The following is a 21,593-nucleotide window of genomic DNA, read 5'->3' on the forward strand; positions in this document are numbered from 1 at the left end:
ATCGGCTCCCCCTTTGGGGGCAACGACGACGACCGCCGCCAGTGGCGGATTGAGGGAGGAGTTGTTGGGGCAGTGGCCAGCAAGGTGCGAGTGCAATTGCACGAAGCAGCTGCTGGGAGCCACAACCTGGGCTGGCGAACGAAGTGAGCCTGAGAGGGCTGTTCAATTTTCAACGTTTATGCTATAATAATCCTCAGAATGGATCTTCAGGCCCTTCTGCGGGCCTTTTTACGAGATAGGGGATTTTCCCCTGTGAGGAACAGTATGAAAAAAGTCATCTCTGTCCGTTTCAAGGAAAACGGCAAAAGCTATTATTTCGACCCTGCCGGGGCCGACATCAAAACCGGCGAATACGTGATCGTGGAGACCGCCCGCGGCATTGAGTGCGGCGAGGTGGTGCAGGGCGTGAAAGAGATCGCCGACAGCGCCGTTTCCAAGGCGCTCAAGCCCATCACCCGGATGGCCGACAGCGTGGATGTGCGCCGGATGCGCCAGAACCGCGAGGATGAGAAGCGCGCCTACCACACCTGCCAGGAGTGCATTGCCCGCCACGGCCTGGAAATGAAGCTGGTGGAAGCTGAGTACACCCTTGACCGCTCCAAGATCATGTTCTACTTCACCGCCGACGGCCGGGTGGACTTCCGCGAACTGGTCAAGGATCTGGCCGGCATCTTCCACACCCGCATCGAGCTGCGCCAGATCGGCGTGCGCGACGAGAGCAAGATGATCGGCGGTCTGGGCATCTGCGGCCAGCCTTTCTGCTGCAGCCGCTTCCTCAAGGATTTCCAGCCCGTTTCCATCAAGATGGCCAAGGAGCAGGGCCTTTCCCTGAATCCCACCAAGATCAGCGGTGCCTGCGGCCGGTTGATGTGCTGCCTTTCCTATGAGGAAAACGCCTACGAGTACCTGAACAGCATCATGCCCATGGTGGGCAGCACCGTGCGCACCCCGGATGGTCTGGGCACCGTGCTGGAGGTGAACCCCATCTCCGGCTACCTGCGGGTGCGCTGCGGCACCGAAGCCCTGACCCCGCGCTACTATAAGGTGGGCGTGTGTGAGTATATCAGCGGCGGCAAACGGGCACCCCGCCGCCCCGACCCGGACGACGATTATTCCGGTGTGCGCAACCCCGCCCCGGTGGTGGCAGCCGCCGATGAAAAGGGCAATGTGGGCTGCGGCAAATGCCCCAAAAAAGAGAAATAATTCCCAGAAAAATAGTGGGATATCACGGCGGTTAGTATCATAAAACTAACCTTTCTTCGTGATTTTCGCCAAAAAACTCTCTTAATTTTCCCGCAAAGTTAGGCCTTGCTTTTGTGCAACCCCACAAAAATAAAACTTTGGGCTTTTATGGCACACGGTTAGTCTTGCCTTTTCTTTTCCACTTTGTTAGAATGCAGACAAGGATGAATTCCGGGGAAGCCTGCTGGCACCGTGCGAGGGCAGACTTCTTCTTAAAGCTAGTGCACGGGTGATAAAAGGAGAGTTTTATTATGGCACACAAGGTTTCTGACGCATGTGTTGGCTGCGGCGCTTGCGAGGGCGCTTGCCCCGTTGGTGCTGTCACCATTGAGAATGGTGTTGCAGTTGTGAATGCAGACGCTTGCATCGATTGCGGCGCTTGCGAGGGTGCTTGCCCCACCGGTGCTATCGCTGCTGAATAATTTCACGGCGAACACTGAAAAAACGCATCAAAAGCAGCAGACCTGTCAAAAGCGGGTCTGCTGCTTTTCTTTCATGCACAATTTTCCCCGATTTTTCCGCCCGATATTTTGGCAGTGGATTTTAGGTGCTGTATATGGAACATTCCACCGAGATTTTGTATAATAGAACAAGAGTCTATTGTTCAGCCGTGCACCGCTTTGGCTCAGACGCGCTGCTGCTGGCCCGGTTTTCGGAGCCAAAGCGGGCCTGGCGTGCCGCCGACCTGTGCTCCGGCTGCGGCATCGTGAGCCTGGAATGGCACGACCGGGGCCACCGAGGCCCCTGCCTGGGGCTGGAGCTGCAGCCCGAAGCCAGCGCGCTGCTGGCCGCCGCCTGCACCGAACAGGGCATTGAGCACATCACGCCCGTCTGCGCCGACCTGCGCTCCTTCCGGGAAGGCGAGGGCAGCTACGACCTGTGTGCCTGCAACCCGCCCTATTTCACGGCAGGGGAGCAGGCCGCCGACAGGGCCCGAGCCACTGCCCGCCACGAGACAGACTGCGCGCTGGACGATGTCTGCAAATGCGCGTTCCGGCTGCTGAAGGATGGCGGGCGGCTCTCGCTCTGCCACCGGCCCGAGCGGCTGGCCGAGGTGCTGGCAGTCCTGCGGGCCAACCGGCTGGAGCCCAAGCGGCTGGCCTTTGTGAAGAACCGGCCGGATGCCGCCCCCTGGCTGTTTCTGGTGGAAGCACAGAAGAACCGAAAAACAGGGCTGCGGGTCGAGCCGGATGTACTCATCTCGGCAGGCGCGGCAATGTATGGACGCTGAACCTCTCAAACGCTGCGCGCCAAGTACGGGTTGCGCCTCCTGGTAGGAGAGGTGGCATCCCGTAGGGATGACGGAGAGGTTTTGTACAAATCAAATGGGAGGATACTATGGCAGGTACTCTTTATATTGTTGCCACACCCATCGGCAACCTGGATGACATGCCGCCCCGTGTGGCAGCCACCTTTGGCGCGGCAGATTTTATTGCCGCAGAGGATACCCGCGTGACCATGAAGCTGCTCAACTTTCTGGGGCTGAAAAAGCCGATGGTGAGCTACTACGAGCACGCCCTGCAGAAGGGCGAGGGGATCCTGCGCCGCATTGAGGCAGGCGAGAACTGCGCCCTGTGCAGCGATGCCGGAATGCCCTGCGTGTCTGACCCGGGCGAGGTGATCGTGCGGGACGCGCTGGCCCGGGGCATCAAGGTGGTGCCCGTTCCGGCAGCCTCCGCCTGTGTGACGGCGCTGGCCGTCTCCGGTCAGGACACCTCCCGCTGGGTGTTTGAGGGTTTTCTGCCTGTGAACAAAAAGCAGAAGCGGGAGCGGCTGGCCGAGCTGCAGGGGGAAAAGCGGACGGTCATCTTCTACGAAGCGCCCCACAAACTGCGCACCACGCTGGACGACCTGACCACCGCCTTCGGCCCTGAGCGGAGCATCACCCTCTGCCGGGAGCTGACCAAGCTCCACGAGGAGATCTGGAAAACAACGCTGGGCGAGGCCCAGACCCATTATGCCGAGAATGACCCCCGCGGCGAGTATGTTCTGGTGATGGCCGGTGCGCCCGCCGCCGAAGCCGAAGAAGAACTGACATTGGAGCAGGCCGCCCAGCGGGCGCTGGAACTGACCCGGAACGGCTACGCAGCCTCTGCCGCCGCCAAGGCCGCCGCGCAGGGCACGCCGTATTCCAAGAGTGAAGTGTACAAGCAGCTGCTTGCTTTGCAGGCAGACTGACCTCTCTGTCCATGCTTCGCATTGCCCCCTCTCCTGACAGGGGAGACAGGAACGTAAGCTTGGCTCCCCTACCAGGAGCAACAGCAACAACCGCCGCCAGTGGCGGATACAGGGCGTTGCTGTTGGGGCCGCGGCCAGCAAGACATAAGTGTTGTTTACAACACGAAATGAATGCTGGGAGCCGCAACCCGTACCTGTCGCCGAAGGCGATTGAGAGGTTTAATACGTATAAATAAGGAGGACGTAGTCCCGTGACGAAACTTTTGATCCTGAGCGACAGCCACAACAGCGCCAGTGCAGTGGAGCGCATCCTGCACGCAGAAAGCGATGCAAATGCCGTTGTCTTTTTGGGAGATGGCCTGCGCGACCTGGAAGATGCGCTGACCCTGCACCCCAAAATGAAGGTCTACGCCGTGGCCGGCAACTGCGATTTTGGCGCGTTGGAGCCGCTGGACGGGCTGGCCGCCTTCGATCAGGTGGTCGTTTTCTATACGCATGGTCACATGTACGGTGTAAAATACGATCTGGACACACTGGCAGATGCCGCCGCCGCCCGCGGCGCTGAGGTGGCATTGTTCGGCCACACCCACAAACCCATCGCCCTCCAGAAAAACGGCGTGTTCCTGTTCAACCCGGGTTCCTGCGGCCGCTGCTACACCGGCCCCAACACCTACGGCGTGATGCTGTTGGACAAGGGCAAGATCACCAGCTTTGCACACAAAGAGGTACCGCAGCAATGAGCATCAATGAGGTGCGTTATCTGCCCGAATGCGGCAGCACCAACGCGTATATGAAAGAGCATTTTGAGGAGTTCGGCCCGGTGGGCGCGGTATACACCACCAACCAAACCGCCGGGCGGGGCCGCCTGGGCCGCACCTGGGTCAACGCCGAGGGCAAGGCGCTGTACTACACAGTCGCCATCCGGGAGCCGCTGGCGCAGCCCGCCACCCTGCCCCTGCTGGCCAGCCTTGCCGTGCGCAGACAGCTGGCCCTGCGCTACGGCGTGGACTGCCAGATCAAGTGGCCCAACGACCTGCTGCTGAACGGCAAAAAGATCGTGGGCATCCTGTGCGAAAGCGTCTGCTACGGCTACCAGCAGCAGGGCCGGGGCATCCTGTGCGGCATTGGCATCAACCTGGCCCAGCCGCAGAGTTATTTTGATGCTGCCGACCTGCCCCACGGCACCTCGCTGGCCCTGCAGGGTGCCGCGATCGATCTAGAGCAGGATCCCGGCTGGCTGGCCGAGGCTTTGACGGATTTCGGCTTTGATCGGCCCCTGTACACCTTTGCGCGGGATGGCTTTGCACCTTTCCGGGAGGAGTACAAGGCCGCCTGTGTCAACATCGGGCGGCGGGTGACCTTTGACCTGCCGGACGGCGGGCAGGGAGCAGGCGAGGCCGTGGATGTAGACGAGGAGGGCCGTCTTGTTGTCCGCACCGACAGCGGCGAGGAGCACGTGTTCACCGGCGAGGTCTCCGTGCGCGGCATCTACGGTTCCCTCTGAAACTTGATATCACACAGCGCCCCCGGCAGAGGATCGCTCTGCCGGGGGCGCTGTTTCAGACAAACAAAAGTCCCCTCCGGCGCTTGCGGTACACCGGAGGGGACTTCTGTTTTGGGGTATTGCTTTGGTGTGAGGAGGAATCATGTGCAAGGGAGACGGTTGCGGCCCCGCTCCCTTGTGCTCATAGTATACCCGATTTCGGCGCAAAAGTCATTACTTTCTTGTGAAATCTTGTGAAAATTCTGTTAAGCTTCGCACGAAATTATTTCGCTCATTCAGTTTCACCTTTTTCCGCTTTCCGCAGGGCTGCGGCGTGACGGCGGCCCTCCCCCACATAGTGGGCGGCATTGGCAAGGCTGGCGGCTGCCTGTTCGGGGCTGACCTGCTTGATGATCTTCCCCGGAACCCCCACTACAAGGGAATCGTCCGGGATGATCTTGCCTTCCGGCACCAGCGCACCGGCCCCGATGATGCAGTTTTTGCCCACAACACAGTGGTTGAGCAGGGTGGCGTGCATCCCGATCAGGGAACCGTCTCCCACGGTGCACCCGTGGACAAGGGCACAGTGGCCCACGGTCACGTTTTTGCCCAGCGTGACCGCCCCGCCCGGGTCACAGTGGAGCACCGCATTATCCTGCACATTGGTGTTCTCGCCCAGGGTCAGGGTGCCGTCGTCCCCGCGCAGAACCGCACCATACCAGACCGAGGAGCCCGGCCCCAGCACCACATCGCCCAGCACCGTGGCGTTGGGTGCCACGAACACCGCCCCCTCGTCCCGGGGAACTTTTCCACCAAAAGGCAACAACATTGTGAAAAACCACCTTTCTCTTTTCCGTCATTTATGGTATTCTTTTATATAGTGTTTTAGTTTTTGATTCAGGGAAGCCGGGAGCTTCCGTTGGAGGATACGCTTATGCAGAACTCTACTCTCTTCCGCCGGGCGGCGGCCCTGCTGCTGACCGCAGCGCTGGCCCTGACCCTTGTCCTGCCCGGTCTGGCCGCATACGAAATGCCCATCCAGACCGTGAACGAGGGCGAATCGGTCTATCTGTTCAACGCGGACATCGACAAACCCATTCTGGAACAGAACGCGGACCAGCAGCGCTACATTGCCAGCCTGACCAAGATGATGACAGCCCTGCTGTTTCTGGAAAGCGGCAAGGACATGAATGCGGAGATCACCATCCCCGCCAGCCTGACCCAGGAGTTCAAGGATATTCAGAACGCCAACGGCAGCACCATCAACCTGCGCATCGGTGAGACGGTGCGCCGCATCGACCTGCTGTACGGCCTGCTGGTGGCCAGCGCCAACGACGCGGCCAGCGCGATCGCCAGTGATGTTTCGGACGGCGACCTGACCGCCTTTGTGGCCCGGATGAACCAGCGTGCCAAAGAGCTGGGCTGCACCAGCACCAGCTTTACCTGTGTGCACGGCCTGTATGATTACGGCAACGTCTCCTCGGCCCACGATCTGGCCCTGATCGCCAAGGCCTGCGCCGAGAACGAGACCTATATGCAGGTGGCAAACACCCTGAGCTATACTCTGCCTGCCACCAATCTGCACCAGAACGAGCGCACCATCACCTCCACCAACCTGATGCTCAACCCGGAGTACCCCTACTACCGGGATTACATCCGGGGCATGAAGACCGGTTTTACCACCCTGGCGGGCCGGTGCTATGTGACCTTTGCTCAGAAGGATGGCCACACCTACGGGCTGGTGGTGCTGGGCTCCGACCTTGACAACATTTACAGGGAGGCCTCCGAGATCCTGGACTGGGCCTTTGCAAGCTTTTCTGACCGGGAGCTGGTGGACACCGAGACCCCGCTGACCACCGCCCCCCTGAAGAAGTGCCGCTCTTATGAGGAAGTGGAGCTTTACGCTGCCGCGCCGGTCAGCGGCTACGGCCATGCGGACGACAAGGTAACCTTCACCTACGACCTTCAGGAGAACATCTCCGCCACCGTCAAGGACGGAGCTGTCCTTGGCACAGCCACCGTTTATCTGGACGGCTATGAGGTGGGCACGGTAGACCTTGTGACCCATCAGGAATATGTCTCCGACTTTCGCACCGACCTTCAGTCCACGCTTCTCCTGATGGCGGCCCTCATCGTTCTTCTGGCTGTTCTCAGCTTCTTCACCCTTGTTGCCGGGGGCGGCTCACTGAATCTGGGCCGGCGCAGAAAAGCACGGAGACGCTGAATCCAATAAGACTCTTTCCAACAAAGTTCCCCCGAAAGGGGGAGCTTTTTGTTTTGGGCAAAACCCAGCTAAACCTCTCCGTCATTGCTCCGCAATGCCACCTCTCCTAATAGGAGAGGCAAGCCAGCAGCAGCGTAAACCTGGCTTCCCTATTAGGGGAGCTGGCGCGAAGCGCCTGAGAGGTTACAGCCCCCGGAATCTTGCAGCCAGCACACTCAAGGTGATCTTGGGGTTCACCTGTGCGCCCAGCCGCTGGATCGCCGCATCGGCGGCTGCAAGGGCCTTGCGGGCGGCATCGCCCTGCACCGGGGCACGGGGGCTGCCGCGCAGCCCTGCGGCCGCTACGGCCCGGAAATCAGCCAGCAGAGCGGCAGCCCCCACCTTATCCTTTTCGTAGGACGCCAGCAGAACAGCGGCGGCATAGCTGTCCTGCGCGGCCGCTGCTTTGGCAAGGGCAAGCGCCTTGTCCACCTGCGCCCGGCGGGCCTCATCCCGGGCCGCATCCAGCACTGTGCCGATGTGGCCATCGAACAGCTCACTGTACAGGGCGGCATCCTTGCTGTCCACCCCCTGTGCGGTGCAGTAGCGGGCGCAATCGGCGGGGGAGACCGGAGCCACCGCAAAGCTGATGCAGCGGCTCCGGATGGTGGGCAGAACGCCCGCCAGCGAATCCGCCGTCAGCAGGAAAAGCACGCCCTCGGGCGGCTCCTCCATGACCTTCAGCAGAGCGTTGGCCGATTCCTCGTTCATCCGCTCCACATGGTAGAGCAGCACAGCGCGCCCCTCTGCCGAAAGGCTGGTGTTGAAGATCTCGCTGCGCATGGCCGTGACCTGACCGACCAGATACCGCCCGCCGCTGCCCATACCGGTCACGGAGATGGCTTCCCGGACGATGCCGGTCTCAATCTGGCCGCTGTCGCGCTTACCGGCCTTTGCCACGGCACGGCAGCACTCGCCCCGGAGCAGGGCTTCGGCGGGCGCGCCGCCGTTGGGGTAAAGGTAATCCGCCGCCACGCAGCGGGCCGCAAACCCGGTTCCCAGCCCCTCTTCGCCCACCAGCAGAACACTGTGGGTCATGCGGCGGCCCCCCAGCATCAGCCGGACGCTGGTCTTTAATTCCGAATTGCCTTCCAGACGATCAATCATCATCTCCGATTTTTCCTCTTCCACTGCTCCCGGCGCACCCAGGCGCGGATGTTATGCCAGGCCTGCGGCCCGAAGAACAGAAGGAAGCCCAGCATACAGAGCAGATAGTTCAGCTTGCCCAGCATCCCCATGCTCAGGAAGCTGAACACCCACAGGGCGGCGGCAAAGATGCCGAAATACTTCACCTTGAGGGGGATGACGAAGAAGAGCAGCACCTGCAGCTCCGGGTAAAGCATGGCAAAGGCCAGCAGAAGGGAGAGGGACAGGCAGTAGGTATCGGCAGAACCTGTCAGCAGGCAGGCCAGCCACGCGCCTGCCATCCCCAGCAGGACGTAGAGGTTGAAGCGGAAATCGCCCCACTCCCGTTCCAGCGCACTGCCGACGAACCAGGTAAAATAGATGCCCAGCACCACGCTGAGCGGCCCGCCGCCCGAAAAAGGCACCAGAACAAAGGTGAACAGCCGCCAGATCTGCCCGGCGAACAGGGCACTGCGGCTCAGGGAGAGATAAAAGGAAATATACTGGTTGACAAACAGTTCAATGGCGTAGACCAGGATCTGGCCGCCGATGAGGATGTTGATGAGGTTGGGAATGCAGAACCGGCCGTATTTCCGTTCCAGCTTGGTGATCCAGTTCATAGGCAGAAGCCTCCGTTATTCGTAAAATTTGCGCCCCGTTGGCCGGGAACGCTCTCTTTTTTCATTGTACCATGATTGGCAGGGCCATTCAAGGCGAAGGGTGTGAACAAAGGGCTCTGGCTGTCTGTTCATCCGAGTGCTAAAACAGCAGGTTGTATCCACTTTTGGTGTGTTCAGATGGACTTATCCACTCTTTCCACTGGGTTTTCCACCGGAATTGTGAAAAAAGCCCCGGTTTTCCCACGATGTTTTCCACTTTTTCCACCGAGTTTTCCACATTTTCCTGTGAGGTGGTTTATACATGGTGTATTGTATCGCGCGAATCTTTGCGAAAATCAGGGGAATTATGGGCCTTTGCACCTTTTTTCTGAAAGAAAGTCAAACCCGAAAATTTACTTTTTACAGCAGGCAGAAAATCCGCTCCTTGAATTTCTCCCCGTTGGAATGAAGGAGACGGTAGTTTTCCACACCCATTTTCTACAAAAATCGACCTGTGGAAAACAGCGGGAAAACTTGAGTTTTCAACAAAAAGAAACAGCCCTCTCAGGCAAAGCCGTCAGGCTTTGACTGAGAGGGCTGCTCCTATAAAATCAAACGTTACATCATATTCCGGAACACGACCTGCGCGATCTGGAAGTACAGGATCAAGCTGCAGGCATCCACAATGGTGGTGATGAAGGGGGTCGCCATGATGGCCGGGTCCGCACCCAGCTTCTTGGCGGCAAGGGGCAGCATACCGCCCACCAGCTTTGCCAGGATGACGCTGAAGAACAGCGACACGCTGACGACGATGGCGTAGCCCATCACATTGTCATACTGACCGGCAAAGATGAAGGTGTACATCAAGTAGATGCGCAGACCGTTCACCACGCCCAGCACCGCACCCACGATCGCGGAAACACGGAGCTCCTTGGCCAGCACCTTGAGGAAATCAGAGGGTTCCACCTCGCCCAGCGCCAGACCGCGCACCATCAGGGTGCTAATCTGGTTACCGCAGTTGCCGGCGGTATCCATCAGCATGGGCATGAAGGAGACCAGCAGGGGCAGGCTCACAAAGGCTTCCTCGTAATGGGTGGTGACCATACCGGTAAAGGTGGCCGACAGCATCAGGATCAGCAGCCAGGGGATGCGCTGCTTGGCGTGGGTCCAGACACTGGTGCCAAAATAAGTGGTGGCCTCATCCGCAGGCAGAATGGCGGCCATCTTCTGCATATCCTCGGTGCTCTCATCGGTCAGAACATCGATTGCATCGTCGATGGTGATAATGCCCACAAACATGCCCTCATTGTCCACAACGGGCATTGCGGTAAAGTCGTAGCGCTGCATCTCGCGGGCCACAAACTCCTGGTCATCCGTGACCTTCACGGTGACCACGTTGTCGTCCATAATATCGACCAGCGGGGTATCAGGGTCTGCCAGCAGCAGGTCACGGGCAGAGACAACACCCTTCAGGCGGTTGCGCTCCACAACATAGTTGATATAGATGGTCTCGGCATTCTCGCCCTGCCGCCGGATGGCATCCAGCGCCTGCCGGACATTCATCTCTTTTTTCAGCCGGACATATTCAGGGGTCATCAGGCTGCCGGCCGAGCTCTCGGGGTAGTTCAGCAGCTTGTTCAGGCTCTCGCGGGTCTGCTTGGAGGATTTCTCCAGTACCCGCTTGACCACGCCTGCGGGCATATCCTCCAGCAGGTCGGCAGCATCGTCCAGGCTCATCTCCTCAATGGCGCTGACCAGCTCCACGTCAGAGAAGGCGTTGACCAGGTCATCCCGGGCTTCATCGGACATATAGGCGAAGGCCTCGGTGGCCACTTCCTTTTTCAGCAGGCGGAACACCACCAGACGGTTGTTCTCGTCCAGCTCCTCCAGCAGCTCTGCCAGGTCGGCGGGCTGCTCCTCCTCGGTGACCTCGCGCAGCTTGACGTACTGCTTTTTTACCAGCATCTTGAGCAGGCGGCTTTTGGTCAGCATCTCGGGGTCAGCCTTGACCTCATCGTCCCGGGCCTCTTCTTTCTCGGCCTCCCGGATGTCCTGCTTCAGGTCCTCTGTAGCTTCCTCGTTCAGATCTCTGACCAGCTTCTGGCGCACCTCGTCCGGGATATCAGCGGGCAGCTCCTGCACAGGCAGGGCGGCCTCGGTCAGTTCGTTTTTCTTTTCTTCCATTTCCATTTTGCGTACCTCCTACCGTATTCCGGCGGTTGGTACAGGGCAAAACAAAAAGCGCCGCCAACGGCCCGCATCCACCCCTTGCCAGGGCTTCCACGCGCACAAAGCCGCGCCCTTCCTCCCCGCTGAGAAGTGCCCGAACAGCACCTCTTACCGGGCAAAAAAGGCGAACGCAGCCTGCTCCATGTCCCGTCCTATCGCACCAAAACCGCATCTTCGACTATGATCCGGGTCCATTGTCCTGCGTTCACCTCCTAAGGATCTTTTCCACTTTTTATTATAGCGCCGGCCAAAAGGCCGGTCAACCCTAAATGCACCGAATCAGGCGGGAATTTCCGCCAAAACACGCAGAAAGCCCCTTCCAGTGCTTGCGGACCACTGAAAGGGGCTTTCTGTTTGGATATTGCCTTGGTGTGAGGAGGAATCATGTACAAGGAATCGGTTGCGGCCCCGGTTCCTTATGTCAGTAGTATAGCACCAAAAGCACGGGTTTGCATGAAAATCCTATGAAGAAATTGTAAAATAGACCCCACAAAAATACGCCCCGTTCACTATAAAGTGAGCGGGGCGCTAAAAACGGATTCGTTTTTGACTGCGGCAAGATCCCTGCAGGGCAGGTCTTATGCAGCAGGCGGAACAAGGTATCTGTTGCCAGACCTTATGCTCCTGACACACGCGGGGTGTGCTTTCAAGGACCCTCGCGGGCGCTTTGGTATTTCAAACACCCTGCCCAGCGCGGTTCGCGGGCCGCGGCGGGCGAGGGAATGAAATCAGAAGTTTGCACAAATGCTCGTTTGCACGTTCATCATGCTCTGCTCAGGGCGGCGGGGCCGCAGTTTCGCACTGCTGCGTTGCGCAGTAATCGCCAGTGCGGAGCAGCCGTCTTGCGGACTAGGGTGCCGCTGCGGCCATTGCCAGCCATTGTTCAGAGAACAGGATTACTTGTACAGCTCGACCAGACGGGTCAGGTGCTCGTAACGATCGTTTGCAACCTGCTCGTTGCGTGCGAACAGAGCCTTTGCACGCTCGGGGAATGCACGGGTCAGGCGGCTGTAACGGGTCTCGTTTGCCAGCAGTGCCTGATACTTCTCGGCATCCACAGCCTTGGAGGTCAGGGTGAAGGGGTTCTTGCCCTGAGCCTTGTTGGCGGGGTTGAAGGTGAACAGGTTCCAGTAACCAGCCTCAACTGCCTTCTTCATCTCGTTCTGGCAGTTGGTCATGCCGCCCTTCACACCGTGCAGCTCGCAGGGAGCGTAGCCGATGATCAGAGAGGGGCCGGGATAAGCCTCAGCCTCAGCGATTGCCTTGACAGCCTGGTTCATGTTAGCGCCCAGAGCGATCTGAGCAACATAGATGTAACCGTAGGTCATTGCGATCTCGGACAGGCTCTTCTTGCTGATCTCCTTACCAGCAGCAGCGAACTGGCAGACCTCACCAATGTTGGAAGCCTTGGATGCCTGTCCACCGGTGTTGGAGTACATCTCAGTATCGAAGACCATGACGTTGACATCCTCGCCGGAAGCCAGGACGTGATCCAGGCCGCCGAAGCCGATGTCGTATGCCCAGCCGTCACCACCGAAGATCCAGACGGACTTCTTGGCGATGAACTCCTTGCTCTTCAGGATCTCAGCGGACTCGGTGCAGCCAGCGGCAGCAGCCTTCTCCAGCTCAGCGATCAGAGCCTTGGCGGGTTCGTCGTTTGCCTTGGTGTTGTTCTTGGTCTCCATGAACTTGTCGAAGGCAGCCTTCAGCTCAGCGGAAGCCTTGTCAGAACCAGCAACCTCAGCAATGCGCTTGATCAGGTTCTCACGAACGGTCTTCTGGCCGAGGTACAGGCCCAGACCATGCTCAGCGTTATCCTCGAACAGGGAGTTGCACCATGCAGGACCATGGCCGCTGTCCTTGTTGACGGTGTACGGAGAGATGGAAGCGGTACCACCCCAGATAGAGGAGCAGCCGGTAGCGTTGGAGATGTACATCTTCTCGCCGAACAGCTGAGTGATCAGGCGAGCGTAAGAGGTCTCGGCACAGCCTGCGCAGGAGCCAGAGAACTCCAGCAGGGGCTGGTTGAACTGAGAACCAATGACGGTGTCATCAGCAAACTTGCTGGGCTTCTTGGAGATGTTGGCCACGCAGTAGTCGAAGACTGCCTGCTGATCGGCCTGGCTCTCCTGAGGAACCATAGCAATTGCCTTGGTGGGGCAGACGGTGACGCACTCGCCGCAGCCCATGCAGTCCAGAGGAGAAACAGCCATCACAAACTTGTACTCGTTTGCGGGGCGGTTGTCACGGCTCTTGGTCTGAGCAGGAGCAGCTGCCAGCTCGTCAGCGGTCAGCTGGAAGGGACGGATGGTAGCATGAGAGCAGACGAATGCACACTGGTTGCAGCCGACGCACTTGGAAGCATCCCACTCGGGAACGTTCACAGCGGTGCCGCGCTTCTCGTATGCGGATGCGCCCTGCTCCCACTCGCCGTTTGCATTTGCAACGAAAGCGGAAACGGGCAGGCTGTCGCCGTCCATACGAGCGATGGGCTCCATGACATCACGGATCTGCTTGACCAGCTCCGGACGGCCGGTGAGAGCCTTGGGAGCGGGATCAGCCTCGGGGTTGGACCAGGAAGCGGGAACGTCGACCTTGTGGATCGCGTCAACACCAGCATCGATGGCCTTCCAGTTCATCTCAACAACGTCCTGGCCCTTCTTGCCGTAGCTCTTCTGAGCTGCCTGCTTCATGAAGTTGACAGCGTCCTCGATGGGCATAACGTCAGCCAGCTTGAAGAAAGCGGACTGCAGGATGGTATTGGTGCGCTTGCCCATACCGATCTCGATAGCCTTATCGATGGCGTTGATGGTGTACAGCTGAATGTTGTTGTCAGCAATGTACTTCTTGGCCTCAGCGTTCAGGTGCTGGCCCAGCTCCTCATCGGTCCACTGGCAGTTGATCATGAACACGCCGCCGGGCTTGACATCCTGGACCATCTTCATGCCCATGTGGATGTAAGCGGGGTTGTGGCAGGCCACAAAGTCAGCCTGGTTGATGTAGTAGGGGCTGCGGATGGGCTTGTCGCCGAAACGCAGGTGGCTGATGGTCACGCCGCCGGTCTTCTTGGAGTCATACTGGAAGTATGCCTGAACATACTTATCAGTGTGGTCGCCGATGATCTTGACGGAGTTCTTGTTTGCGCCGACAGTACCGTCGCCGCCCAGACCCCAGAACTTGCACTCCTTGGTGCCAGCAGCTGCGGTGATGGGAGCGGGCTTGACCTCGGGCAGGGACAGACCGGTGACATCATCGGTGATGCCCAGGGTGAAGCGCTCCTTGGGCTGATCCTTCTCCAGCTCCTTGAACAGAGCGAAGATGGAGGACGGGGGAGTGTCCTTGCTGCCCAGGCCGTAACGGCCGCCGGTCAGGACGACATCGTTCATGCCGGCCTCACGCAGGGTAGCAGCAACATCCAGGTACAGGGGCTCGCCCAGGGAGCCGGGCTCCTTGGTACGATCCAGAACTGCAACCTTCTTGGCAGTCTTGGGCAGGACCTTCAGCAGAGCGGAGGACACCCAGGGACGGTACAGGCGGACCTTGACGATACCGACCTTCTCGCCCTTGGCGTTCAGGTAGTCGACGACTTCGTCAGCAACGTCGCAGACAGAGCCCATAGCGATCATAACACGGTCAGCATCGGGTGCGCCGTAGTAGTTGAACAGATCGTAGTTGGTGCCCAGCTTCTCGTTGATCTTGGCCATGTACTTCTCGACCACTGCGGGCAGTGCATCGTAAACGGAGTTGCAGGCCTCACGGTGCTGGAAGAACACGTCGCCGTTCTCGTGGGAACCGCGCATCTTGGGGTGCTCGGGGTTCAGAGCCTTGGCACGGAACTCCTCAACAGCCTTCATGTTGCACATTTCCTTCAGATCAGCGTAGTCCCACTTCTCGATCTTCTGGTACTCGTGAGAAGTACGGAAGCCATCGAAGAAGTTCAGGAAGGGAACCTTGCCCTCGATTGCTGCCAGATGGGCAACAGGGGACAGATCCATAACTTCCTGCACGCTGCTCTCGACCAGCATTGCGAAGCCGGTCTGGCGGCATGCCATAACGTCGCTGTGATCACCGAAGATGTTCAGGGACTGGGTAGCAACGGTACGTGCAGAAACATCGAACACGCAGGGCAGCTGCTCAGCAGCGATCTTGTACATGTTGGGGATCATCAGCAGCAGGCCCTGAGAAGCGGTGAAGGTGGTGGTAACAGCACCTGCACCCAGAGAGCCGTGCACAGCGCCGGCAGCGCCGGCCTCAGACTCCATCTCGACGACCTTGACCTGGTTGCCGAAGATGTTCTTCTGACCAGCTGCGGACCACTGGTCCACAGAGTCAGCCATCGGAGAAGACGGGGTAATGGGGTAGATAGCAGCCACGTCCGTGTAGGCGTATGCTACATGAGCGGCAGCGGTATTGCCATCCATGGTTTGCTTTGCTCTAGGCATTTTTCTTCCTCCATTGTTCAGAATTTGGTACCTTTTGCGCGGGGCAATCGCGCCCCGCTGGGGCCGGAGAACCCCAAAAGGCACTATTGCTCATATATTATATTAGCAAATTCCGCCCTCAAAGTAAATGCAAACCCACTGGCAAAACGCAACAAAATTTCAAGAAATTTTTTGGTGCTTTTTTACGCTTGTGTTTTTTGTTGCATCTAACCTGACAGATTATTAAGAATCCGGCTTTTTTGCTGTATTTTTCTTAATTTATCCTCAATTTTGAATTGACAACCGGCGCTTTGTTGCCGTAAACTTGAACCAGCATCATTATCATCTGGAAAGGACGCAAATACGATGGACGCTGCACATTTTGAAAAGACGCTCACAAGTGAGGTGCTGTTCGAGGGCCGGGTGGTCACCCTGACCAAAGATACCGCCCTTTTGGAAAATGGAAAGACCGCCACCCGCGAGGTGGTCCACCACCACGGCGGGGCCTGCATCGTGCCCTACTTTGAGGACGGCACCATCTGCATGGTGCGCCAGTTCCGCTACGCCATGCAGCAGGAGCTGTGGGAGCTGCCCGCCGGCAAGCTGGAAAAAGGGGAGGATCCCTTTGAAGCCGCCAAGCGGGAGCTGGAGGAGGAGTGCGGCCTGACCGCCGACAAGTACACCTCCCTGGGCGAGTTCTATCCCACCGTGGGCTATGATACCGAGATCATCTACACCTGGGTGGCCACCGGTCTGCACGAGACCCGGATGCATCTGGATGCGGACGAGTTCCTGACCCCTGACCGGGTGCCGCTGACCCAGGCCTATGAGATGGTGATGCGCGGCGAGATCAAGGATGGCAAGACCATTGCAGGCGTGCTCAAGCTCAAGGCCCTGCTGGACGAGGGCAAGCTGTGAACATTCTCTACGAAGATACCGCCCTTGTGGTGCTGGACAAGCCCGCCGGGCTGACCAGCGAGGAAGGCGTGCCCGCTGCCCTGCGCCAGCGGTGGGGCAGGCCGGATGCATACGTTGGGGTCATCCACCGGCTGGACACCGGCGTTTCAGGGCTGATGGTCTATGCCAGAACCCCCGGAGCCGCAGCTGCCTTGACAAAGCAGGTGACGGAGAGCCAGCAGGCCTATGCCATTCTGGACGGCAGGGCAGAGGCTGGCCCCGGTGCACCGGCACAGCCCTGCTTTCTTAAAACATACCGGGCCGTGATCGCAGGCGGGCCGGACGAAGCGCTGCCACCCGAGGGCATCCTGCGGGATTACCTGTTCAAGGACAGCCGGAAAGGCCGGGTCTTTCCGGTAAAGCGCCCCCGCAAGGGGGTGCGGGAAGCCGTTCTGGAATACCGCATCGTGGAGACAGCCCCGGACGGTTCCCTGAGCCTTGCGGAGATCACGCTCCACACCGGGCGGACGCATCAGATCCGGGTGCAGTTTGCCTCCCGGAAGCACCCGCTTTACGGAGACGGCAAATATGGCAGCCGGTTCAAGGGGGACATTGCCCTGCAGAGCGCAGGGCTGCAGTTCGTCCACCCGGAGACCGGCAAGCCCATGGCCTTTTCTCTGCCCCTGCCCGCCGCCGCACCGTGGAAGGAGTTTTTGGAATAAGGCTGTTGCACATGGTCAGCATCCTCGCCCTCTCCGTCACCTGCGGTGACACCTCTCCCAAAGGGAGAGGCCTTGGCAAAAAGATGAAGTTTGCGTGGACTGCCAAGGGCTCCCACTTTGGGGGAGCTGGCATCGCGTAGCGATGACTGAGAGGGCGAGCCCGCTAAAGGAATAATCATTTCAACTAGGTGAGTGATATGGAACAGCAATACAAGACCGACGCTGAAATTTACGCTGTACTGGAGCGGGAGATCATCGACCTGACCCTGCGGCCGGGCAGTTCGCTGAGTGAGAACCCGCTCTGCGCCCGCTTCGGGGCACCGCGTTCCATGATCCGGGTGGTGCTGCAGCGGCTGCAGGAGAATGGGCTGGTGAAGATCGTGCCCTACAAGGGTACCACTGTGACCCGGCTGAACCGGGAGATCGTGGATGAGCTTATCTACGAGCGCACCGCCGTGGAAGCCCGCGTCCTGCGGGACTTCTCGCCCAAGTGTACGCCGGAACAGCGGGCGCTCATCCGGCGGCGGGCCGATGCCTACGCCGCGCTGGCCCGCGCCGAAGAGATCGACTACAACAAGCTCTATGAGGCAGACCGCCTGCTCCACGAGACATGGTTTGCTGCCATGGGAAAAATGTATCTGTGGCGCACCTTACAGAACGCCCACGCCGATTACAGCCGCTTCCGGATGCTGGACACCATGACCAGCGGCGGGCTGGACGAGGTAATCGCCGACCACCAGAACATCATTACCGCCATTGAGCGGTGTGATCTTGCCGCCTTTGAGCCGCTGGTGGAACGCCACCTCTACGGTGGCATCCGGCGGCTGGGCTCTAAGCTCACCGGGGAATATGCCGACTACTTCGAGCCGGAAAAATAACGCACCCTTAAAAATGTTCCACGGGGAACAAAACCGGCACAGCGCCTGCCTGACGCTGTGCCGGTTTTCTTTGCTTCTTTTTCAGAAGAACACGCCGGAGATGAAAATTTCCAGCCCAATGCCGATGAGGATGACACCGCCCAGCACAGAGGCCTTGCCGGAGAGCTTTGTGCCGAACTTTTTGCCGATGCGCAGGCCCGCCATGCAGAGGAAGAAGGTGACGACGGCAATGATGCCGGAAGCCGTCAGCGCCATCAGCCAGCCATACTCCGCAATGGTAAAGCCGACCGAGAGGGCATCGATGCTGGTGGCCACGCCCTGCATGAAGAGGGCACCGGCACTCAGCGCGGCGGCTTCCTCGGTTTCCTCGCCCCGGATGCCATCGATCAGCATCTTGCCGCCGATATAGCCCAGCAGGGCAAGGGCGATCCAGGGAATGAACGTTTCAAAGGAAGAGAACATCTCCACGATGGTATGGACGCAGACCCAGCCTGTCATGGGCATCACGGCCTGAAACACGCCAAAGGTGCCCGCAATGATGCACATCCTTTTTCGGGACATGCCGGGGTCATGCAGACCGTTTGCCATCGAGACCGAAAACGCGTCCATGGCAAGGCCCACGCCCAGCAGTGCACTGTTGAGAAAAAACAAAAAACTCCATTCCATAACTGAATGCCTCCTGAATCTGACCAAAATTACGGTGCGGCAAAAACAAAACCCGAGATCGGCGCGCGTGCACGTCCGGTCTCGGGTCATTTTTTACAAATGAACTCCATGTGTTGGGCGTGGTACTCCGCACCATAACACATGAGTCTCGCAAATGAAAGCAAGCCAGACAGCGGTGCTGTCATTGTGTTGACTTGCTGCGCCGTCTGCAAACAGCGCCTGCTACTCCCCCATGGGATTTTGTGATCGTTTCGTTAGTCTATCATATTTTCTGATAGAAGTCCAGGCTAACTTTTTTATTTTATCTGGCAGGAGAGGCTCAATCCTCAGCCGGTGCCTCGGAGGCGGAAGCCTCATCGGCTGCTTCCATGGCGGCCAGCTGCTCTGCGGTGGGCTCATCGCCCTCCTCAGCCTCTACTGTCTCGGTCTGGGCTTCATCGTCGTGGTCGGTACGGGCCAGGACCATGACCTTATCATTCTCGCCCAGACGCATGACACGGACACCGGAGCCGTAACGGCTCTGCACCGGGATCTCATTGGCGTGCAGGCGGATGATGATGCCCTCCTGGCTGCTCAGCAGCACGTCATCCACATCGTCCACGATCTTGACCGCGGCGACCTTGTCCTTGGAGGCATCGTAGTTGCGGATGCCCTTGCCGCCGCGGGCGGTGATGCGGTAGGTGTCGATGTCGGACCGGCGGCCCTTGCCGTTCTCAGTCACGGTCAGGATGGTGGCGTTCTCACGGCAGATGCAGACACCCACGACCTCGTCGCCCTCGGCCAGCTTGATGGCGCGCACGCCGTGGCCGCTGCGGCCCATGGGACGGGCATCTTCCTCATTGAAGCGGATGGCCTGACCGTTGCGGGTGGCAACGATGAGCATATCGTGGCCGGAGGTCAGTCTTGTCCAGGCCAGCGCATCCCCCTCGTTCAGGGCAATGCCGATCAGGCCGCTCTTGCGGATGTTGGCGTACTGCTCCAGCGGGGTGCGCTTGATGAGGCCCTGTTTCGTAACCATGGTCACGAAACCGCCCTCATTGGCCGTATCCTTGCTCTGGCAGAGCATGTTGGTGACCTTTTCGCCCTCGGCCAGCTGCAGCAGGTTGACGATGTTGGTGCCCTTGCTGGTGCGGCTGCCCTCGGCGATGGTGTAGCCCTTGATGCGGAACAGGCGGCCCTTATCGGTAACGAACAGGACATAATCATGGGTGGAGCCCACGAACATCTCCTGCACGATGTCCTCTTCCTTGCGGGTCATGCCGGAGATGCCGCGGCCGCCGCGCTTCTGGGCCTGATAAGTGGCCTTGAGCTGGCGCTTGATATAACCGGCCTCGGTCAGGGTATAAACGCACTGCTCTTCAGCGATCAGATCCTCGATATCCACTTCGCCGGTCACGGTCTCGATCTCGGTGCGGCGGTCATCGCCGAAGCGGCGCTTCATCTCCAGCAGCTCGCTCTTGACGATCTCGAGCACGCGGGCATCATCGGCCAGGATCTCTTCCCAATCCCGGATCTTGGCGTTCAGGGAGCCCAGCTCTTCCTCGATCTTCAGGATCTCCAGACCAGCCAGACGGCCCAGCTGCAGCTTGACGATGGCATCTGCCTGCGGGTCATCAAAGCCGAACTGCTCCATGATGGCAGCCTTGGCCTCGCTCATGCCGCCCTTGCAGGCACGGATGGTGGCGATCAGCTCATCCACAATGTCGGTGGCCTTCTTCAGGCCTTCCAGAATGTGGGCGCGTTCCCGGGCCTTTTTCAGGTCATACTGGGTGCGGCGGCGCACCACCTCGTCCTGGAACTCCACATACTTCTGGATCATCTGCTTCAGGGTCATCACCTTGGGCACCTTGTGGTCGATGGCCAGCATGATGACACCCACGGTATCCTGCAGCTGGGTGTACTGATACAGCTGATTCAGGACGACCTGGGGGTTGGCATCCTTGCGCACATCGATCACGATGCGCATTCCCTTGCGGTTGGTCTCATCGTTCAGGTCACTGATGCCCTCGATCCGCTTTTCCTTGACCAGGTCGGCAATGTTCTCAATGAGGCGTGCCTTGTTGACCATGTAGGGGATCTCGGTCACGATGATCTGGGCGCGGCCATTCTTCTTTTCCTCAATGGTGGCGCGGCCGCGCAGGGTGATCTTGCCGCGGCCGGTGGCGTAGGCAGCACGGATGCCGCTGCGGCCCATGATGATGCCGGCGGTGGGGAAATCGGGGCCCTTGATGTGCTCCATCAGGCCGGGCAGGTCGATGTCCGGGTCCTCAATATAGGCCACACAGCCGTCAATGACCTCGCTCAGGTTGTGGGGCGGAATGTTGGTGGCCATACCAACAGCGATGCCCTGACTGCCGTTGACCAGCAGGTTCGGGAAACGGCAGGGCAGAACGCTGGGCTCCTTCTTGGTCTCATCAAAGTTGGGGTCCCAGTCGATGGTATCCTTGTCGATATCGGTCAGCATCTCCACGGCCATACGGCTCATGCGGGCCTCGGTGTAACGGTAAGCAGCCGGGGGGTCGCCGTCCACAGAACCAAAGTTACCCTGACCATCCACCAGCGGGTAGCGCAGGGAGAAATCCTGTGCCAGACGGACCATGGCATCGTAAACGGATGCGTCGCCGTGGGGGTGGTAGGAGCCCAGCACCGCACCAACGGTGTCGGCGGATTTGCGGTATGCATGGCTGGGGTCGTTGCCGCGCTCGTGCATGGTATACAGGATGCGGCGGTGGACAGGTTTCAGGCCGTCGCGCACATCGGGCAGGGCGCGGGACACGATGACTGACATGGAGTAGTCCAGGAACGCGGTCTCGATCTCCTTCTTGACATCGCGGATGATCTTTTTGGTACCGCTGCCCGGTATCATCACATAATCTTCTTCCATTGTTTC

The 21,593-nt window shown here is 59.1% G+C and carries 18 protein-coding genes; 11 read left to right on the forward strand and 7 right to left on the reverse strand.

Annotated elements, in window-relative coordinates; all coding sequences use genetic code 11:
• Positions 1-264 precede the first annotated feature (264 nt).
• The 6 genes from J3351_RS07805 (at position 265) to J3351_RS07830 (ending at position 4,924) form a co-directional block, all read left to right on the forward strand.
• A complete protein-coding gene (locus J3351_RS07805) occupies positions 265-1,203 on the forward strand; it encodes a stage 0 sporulation family protein (protein WP_035393233.1) in 939 nt (312 codons plus the stop codon).
• Between the two features lie 290 nt (positions 1,204-1,493).
• Positions 1,494-1,664, forward strand: coding sequence for a DUF362 domain-containing protein (locus J3351_RS07810; protein ID WP_005929040.1), 171 nt, complete (start codon positions 1,494-1,496; stop codon positions 1,662-1,664).
• Between the two features lie 134 nt (positions 1,665-1,798).
• Positions 1,799-2,473 carry a tRNA1(Val) (adenine(37)-N6)-methyltransferase gene (locus tag J3351_RS07815; protein ID WP_207697476.1) on the forward strand — a complete coding sequence of 225 codons (675 nt, stop codon included), beginning with the start codon at positions 1,799-1,801 and terminating at the stop codon, positions 2,471-2,473.
• A 107-nt stretch (positions 2,474-2,580) separates the two neighbouring features.
• Positions 2,581-3,420, forward strand: coding sequence for a 16S rRNA (cytidine(1402)-2'-O)-methyltransferase (gene rsmI, locus J3351_RS07820; protein WP_098923987.1), 840 nt, complete (start codon positions 2,581-2,583; stop codon positions 3,418-3,420).
• A 251-nt stretch (positions 3,421-3,671) separates the two neighbouring features.
• Positions 3,672-4,160 carry a YfcE family phosphodiesterase gene (locus tag J3351_RS07825; protein ID WP_117505983.1) on the forward strand — a complete coding sequence of 163 codons (489 nt, stop codon included), beginning with the start codon at positions 3,672-3,674 and terminating at the stop codon, positions 4,158-4,160.
• Complete coding sequence (locus J3351_RS07830; RefSeq protein WP_005929057.1) at positions 4,157-4,924, forward strand: biotin--[acetyl-CoA-carboxylase] ligase; 768 nt, start codon at positions 4,157-4,159, stop codon at positions 4,922-4,924. The genes J3351_RS07825 and J3351_RS07830 overlap by 4 nt, the downstream gene beginning before the upstream one ends.
• A 271-nt stretch (positions 4,925-5,195) precedes the next feature.
• On the opposite strand, the gene J3351_RS07835 is transcribed toward J3351_RS07830, so the two are convergent.
• The gene (locus J3351_RS07835; protein ID WP_207697477.1) at positions 5,196-5,732 is read right to left on the reverse strand and encodes a gamma carbonic anhydrase family protein; all 537 of its coding nucleotides are present in this window, start codon (positions 5,730-5,732) and stop codon (positions 5,196-5,198) included.
• 105 nt (positions 5,733-5,837) lie between these two features.
• Between J3351_RS07835 and J3351_RS07840 the strand changes: the two genes are divergently transcribed.
• On the forward strand, positions 5,838-7,127 hold the full coding sequence (locus J3351_RS07840) for a D-alanyl-D-alanine carboxypeptidase family protein (protein ID WP_156066843.1): 1,290 nt from the start codon (positions 5,838-5,840) through the stop codon (positions 7,125-7,127).
• Positions 7,128-7,310: 183 nt separating this feature from the next.
• On the opposite strand, the gene J3351_RS07845 is transcribed toward J3351_RS07840, so the two are convergent.
• Positions 7,311-8,276 (reverse strand): hypothetical protein, encoded by a 966-nt coding sequence (locus tag J3351_RS07845; RefSeq protein ID WP_207697478.1) that lies wholly within the window; start codon positions 8,274-8,276, stop codon positions 7,311-7,313.
• Complete coding sequence (locus tag J3351_RS07850; RefSeq protein ID WP_097769884.1) at positions 8,273-8,911, reverse strand: rhomboid family intramembrane serine protease; 639 nt, start codon at positions 8,909-8,911, stop codon at positions 8,273-8,275. The genes J3351_RS07845 and J3351_RS07850 overlap by 4 nt, the downstream gene beginning before the upstream one ends.
• A gap of 102 nt (positions 8,912-9,013) precedes the next feature.
• On the opposite strand from J3351_RS07850, the gene J3351_RS07855 reads away from it, so the two are divergent.
• Positions 9,014-9,478 carry a hypothetical protein gene (locus J3351_RS07855; protein ID WP_207697479.1) on the forward strand — a complete coding sequence of 155 codons (465 nt, stop codon included), beginning with the start codon at positions 9,014-9,016 and terminating at the stop codon, positions 9,476-9,478.
• Between the two features lie 30 nt (positions 9,479-9,508).
• On the opposite strand, the gene mgtE is transcribed toward J3351_RS07855, so the two are convergent.
• On the reverse strand, positions 9,509-11,080 hold the full coding sequence (gene mgtE / locus J3351_RS07860; RefSeq protein ID WP_207697480.1) for a magnesium transporter: 1,572 nt from the start codon (positions 11,078-11,080) through the stop codon (positions 9,509-9,511).
• 935 nt (positions 11,081-12,015) lie between these two features.
• Positions 12,016-15,561: a pyruvate:ferredoxin (flavodoxin) oxidoreductase gene (nifJ, locus tag J3351_RS07865; RefSeq protein WP_117534299.1), complete on the reverse strand. Its 3,546-nt coding sequence runs from the start codon at positions 15,559-15,561 to the stop codon at positions 12,016-12,018.
• A 345-nt stretch (positions 15,562-15,906) separates the two neighbouring features.
• Here nifJ and J3351_RS07870 point away from each other — a divergent pair, with 345 nt between their 5' ends.
• From J3351_RS07870 to J3351_RS07880, 3 genes are all read left to right on the forward strand, one after another.
• On the forward strand, positions 15,907-16,458 hold the full coding sequence (locus tag J3351_RS07870) for an NUDIX domain-containing protein (protein WP_097773087.1): 552 nt from the start codon (positions 15,907-15,909) through the stop codon (positions 16,456-16,458).
• Positions 16,455-17,159, forward strand: coding sequence for an RluA family pseudouridine synthase (locus J3351_RS07875; protein WP_207697481.1), 705 nt, complete (start codon positions 16,455-16,457; stop codon positions 17,157-17,159). Before J3351_RS07870 ends, J3351_RS07875 begins: the two co-directional genes overlap by 4 nt.
• A 197-nt stretch (positions 17,160-17,356) precedes the next feature.
• The gene (locus J3351_RS07880) at positions 17,357-18,037 is read left to right on the forward strand and encodes a GntR family transcriptional regulator (RefSeq protein WP_207697482.1); all 681 of its coding nucleotides are present in this window, start codon (positions 17,357-17,359) and stop codon (positions 18,035-18,037) included.
• Positions 18,038-18,118: 81 nt separating this feature from the next.
• On the opposite strand, the gene J3351_RS07885 is transcribed toward J3351_RS07880, so the two are convergent.
• A complete protein-coding gene (locus J3351_RS07885) occupies positions 18,119-18,703 on the reverse strand; it encodes a manganese efflux pump MntP family protein (RefSeq protein WP_117534295.1) in 585 nt (194 codons plus the stop codon).
• Positions 18,704-19,022: 319 nt separating this feature from the next.
• The gene (gene gyrA, locus J3351_RS07890) at positions 19,023-21,587 is read right to left on the reverse strand and encodes a DNA gyrase subunit A (RefSeq protein WP_005929111.1); all 2,565 of its coding nucleotides are present in this window, start codon (positions 21,585-21,587) and stop codon (positions 19,023-19,025) included.
• Between the last annotated feature and the right edge of the window lie 6 nt (positions 21,588-21,593).

It is taken from the genome of Faecalibacterium sp. Marseille-Q0746, from assembly GCF_017377595.1.
Classification (GTDB): Bacteria; Bacillota; Clostridia; order Oscillospirales; family Ruminococcaceae; genus Faecalibacterium; species Faecalibacterium duncaniae.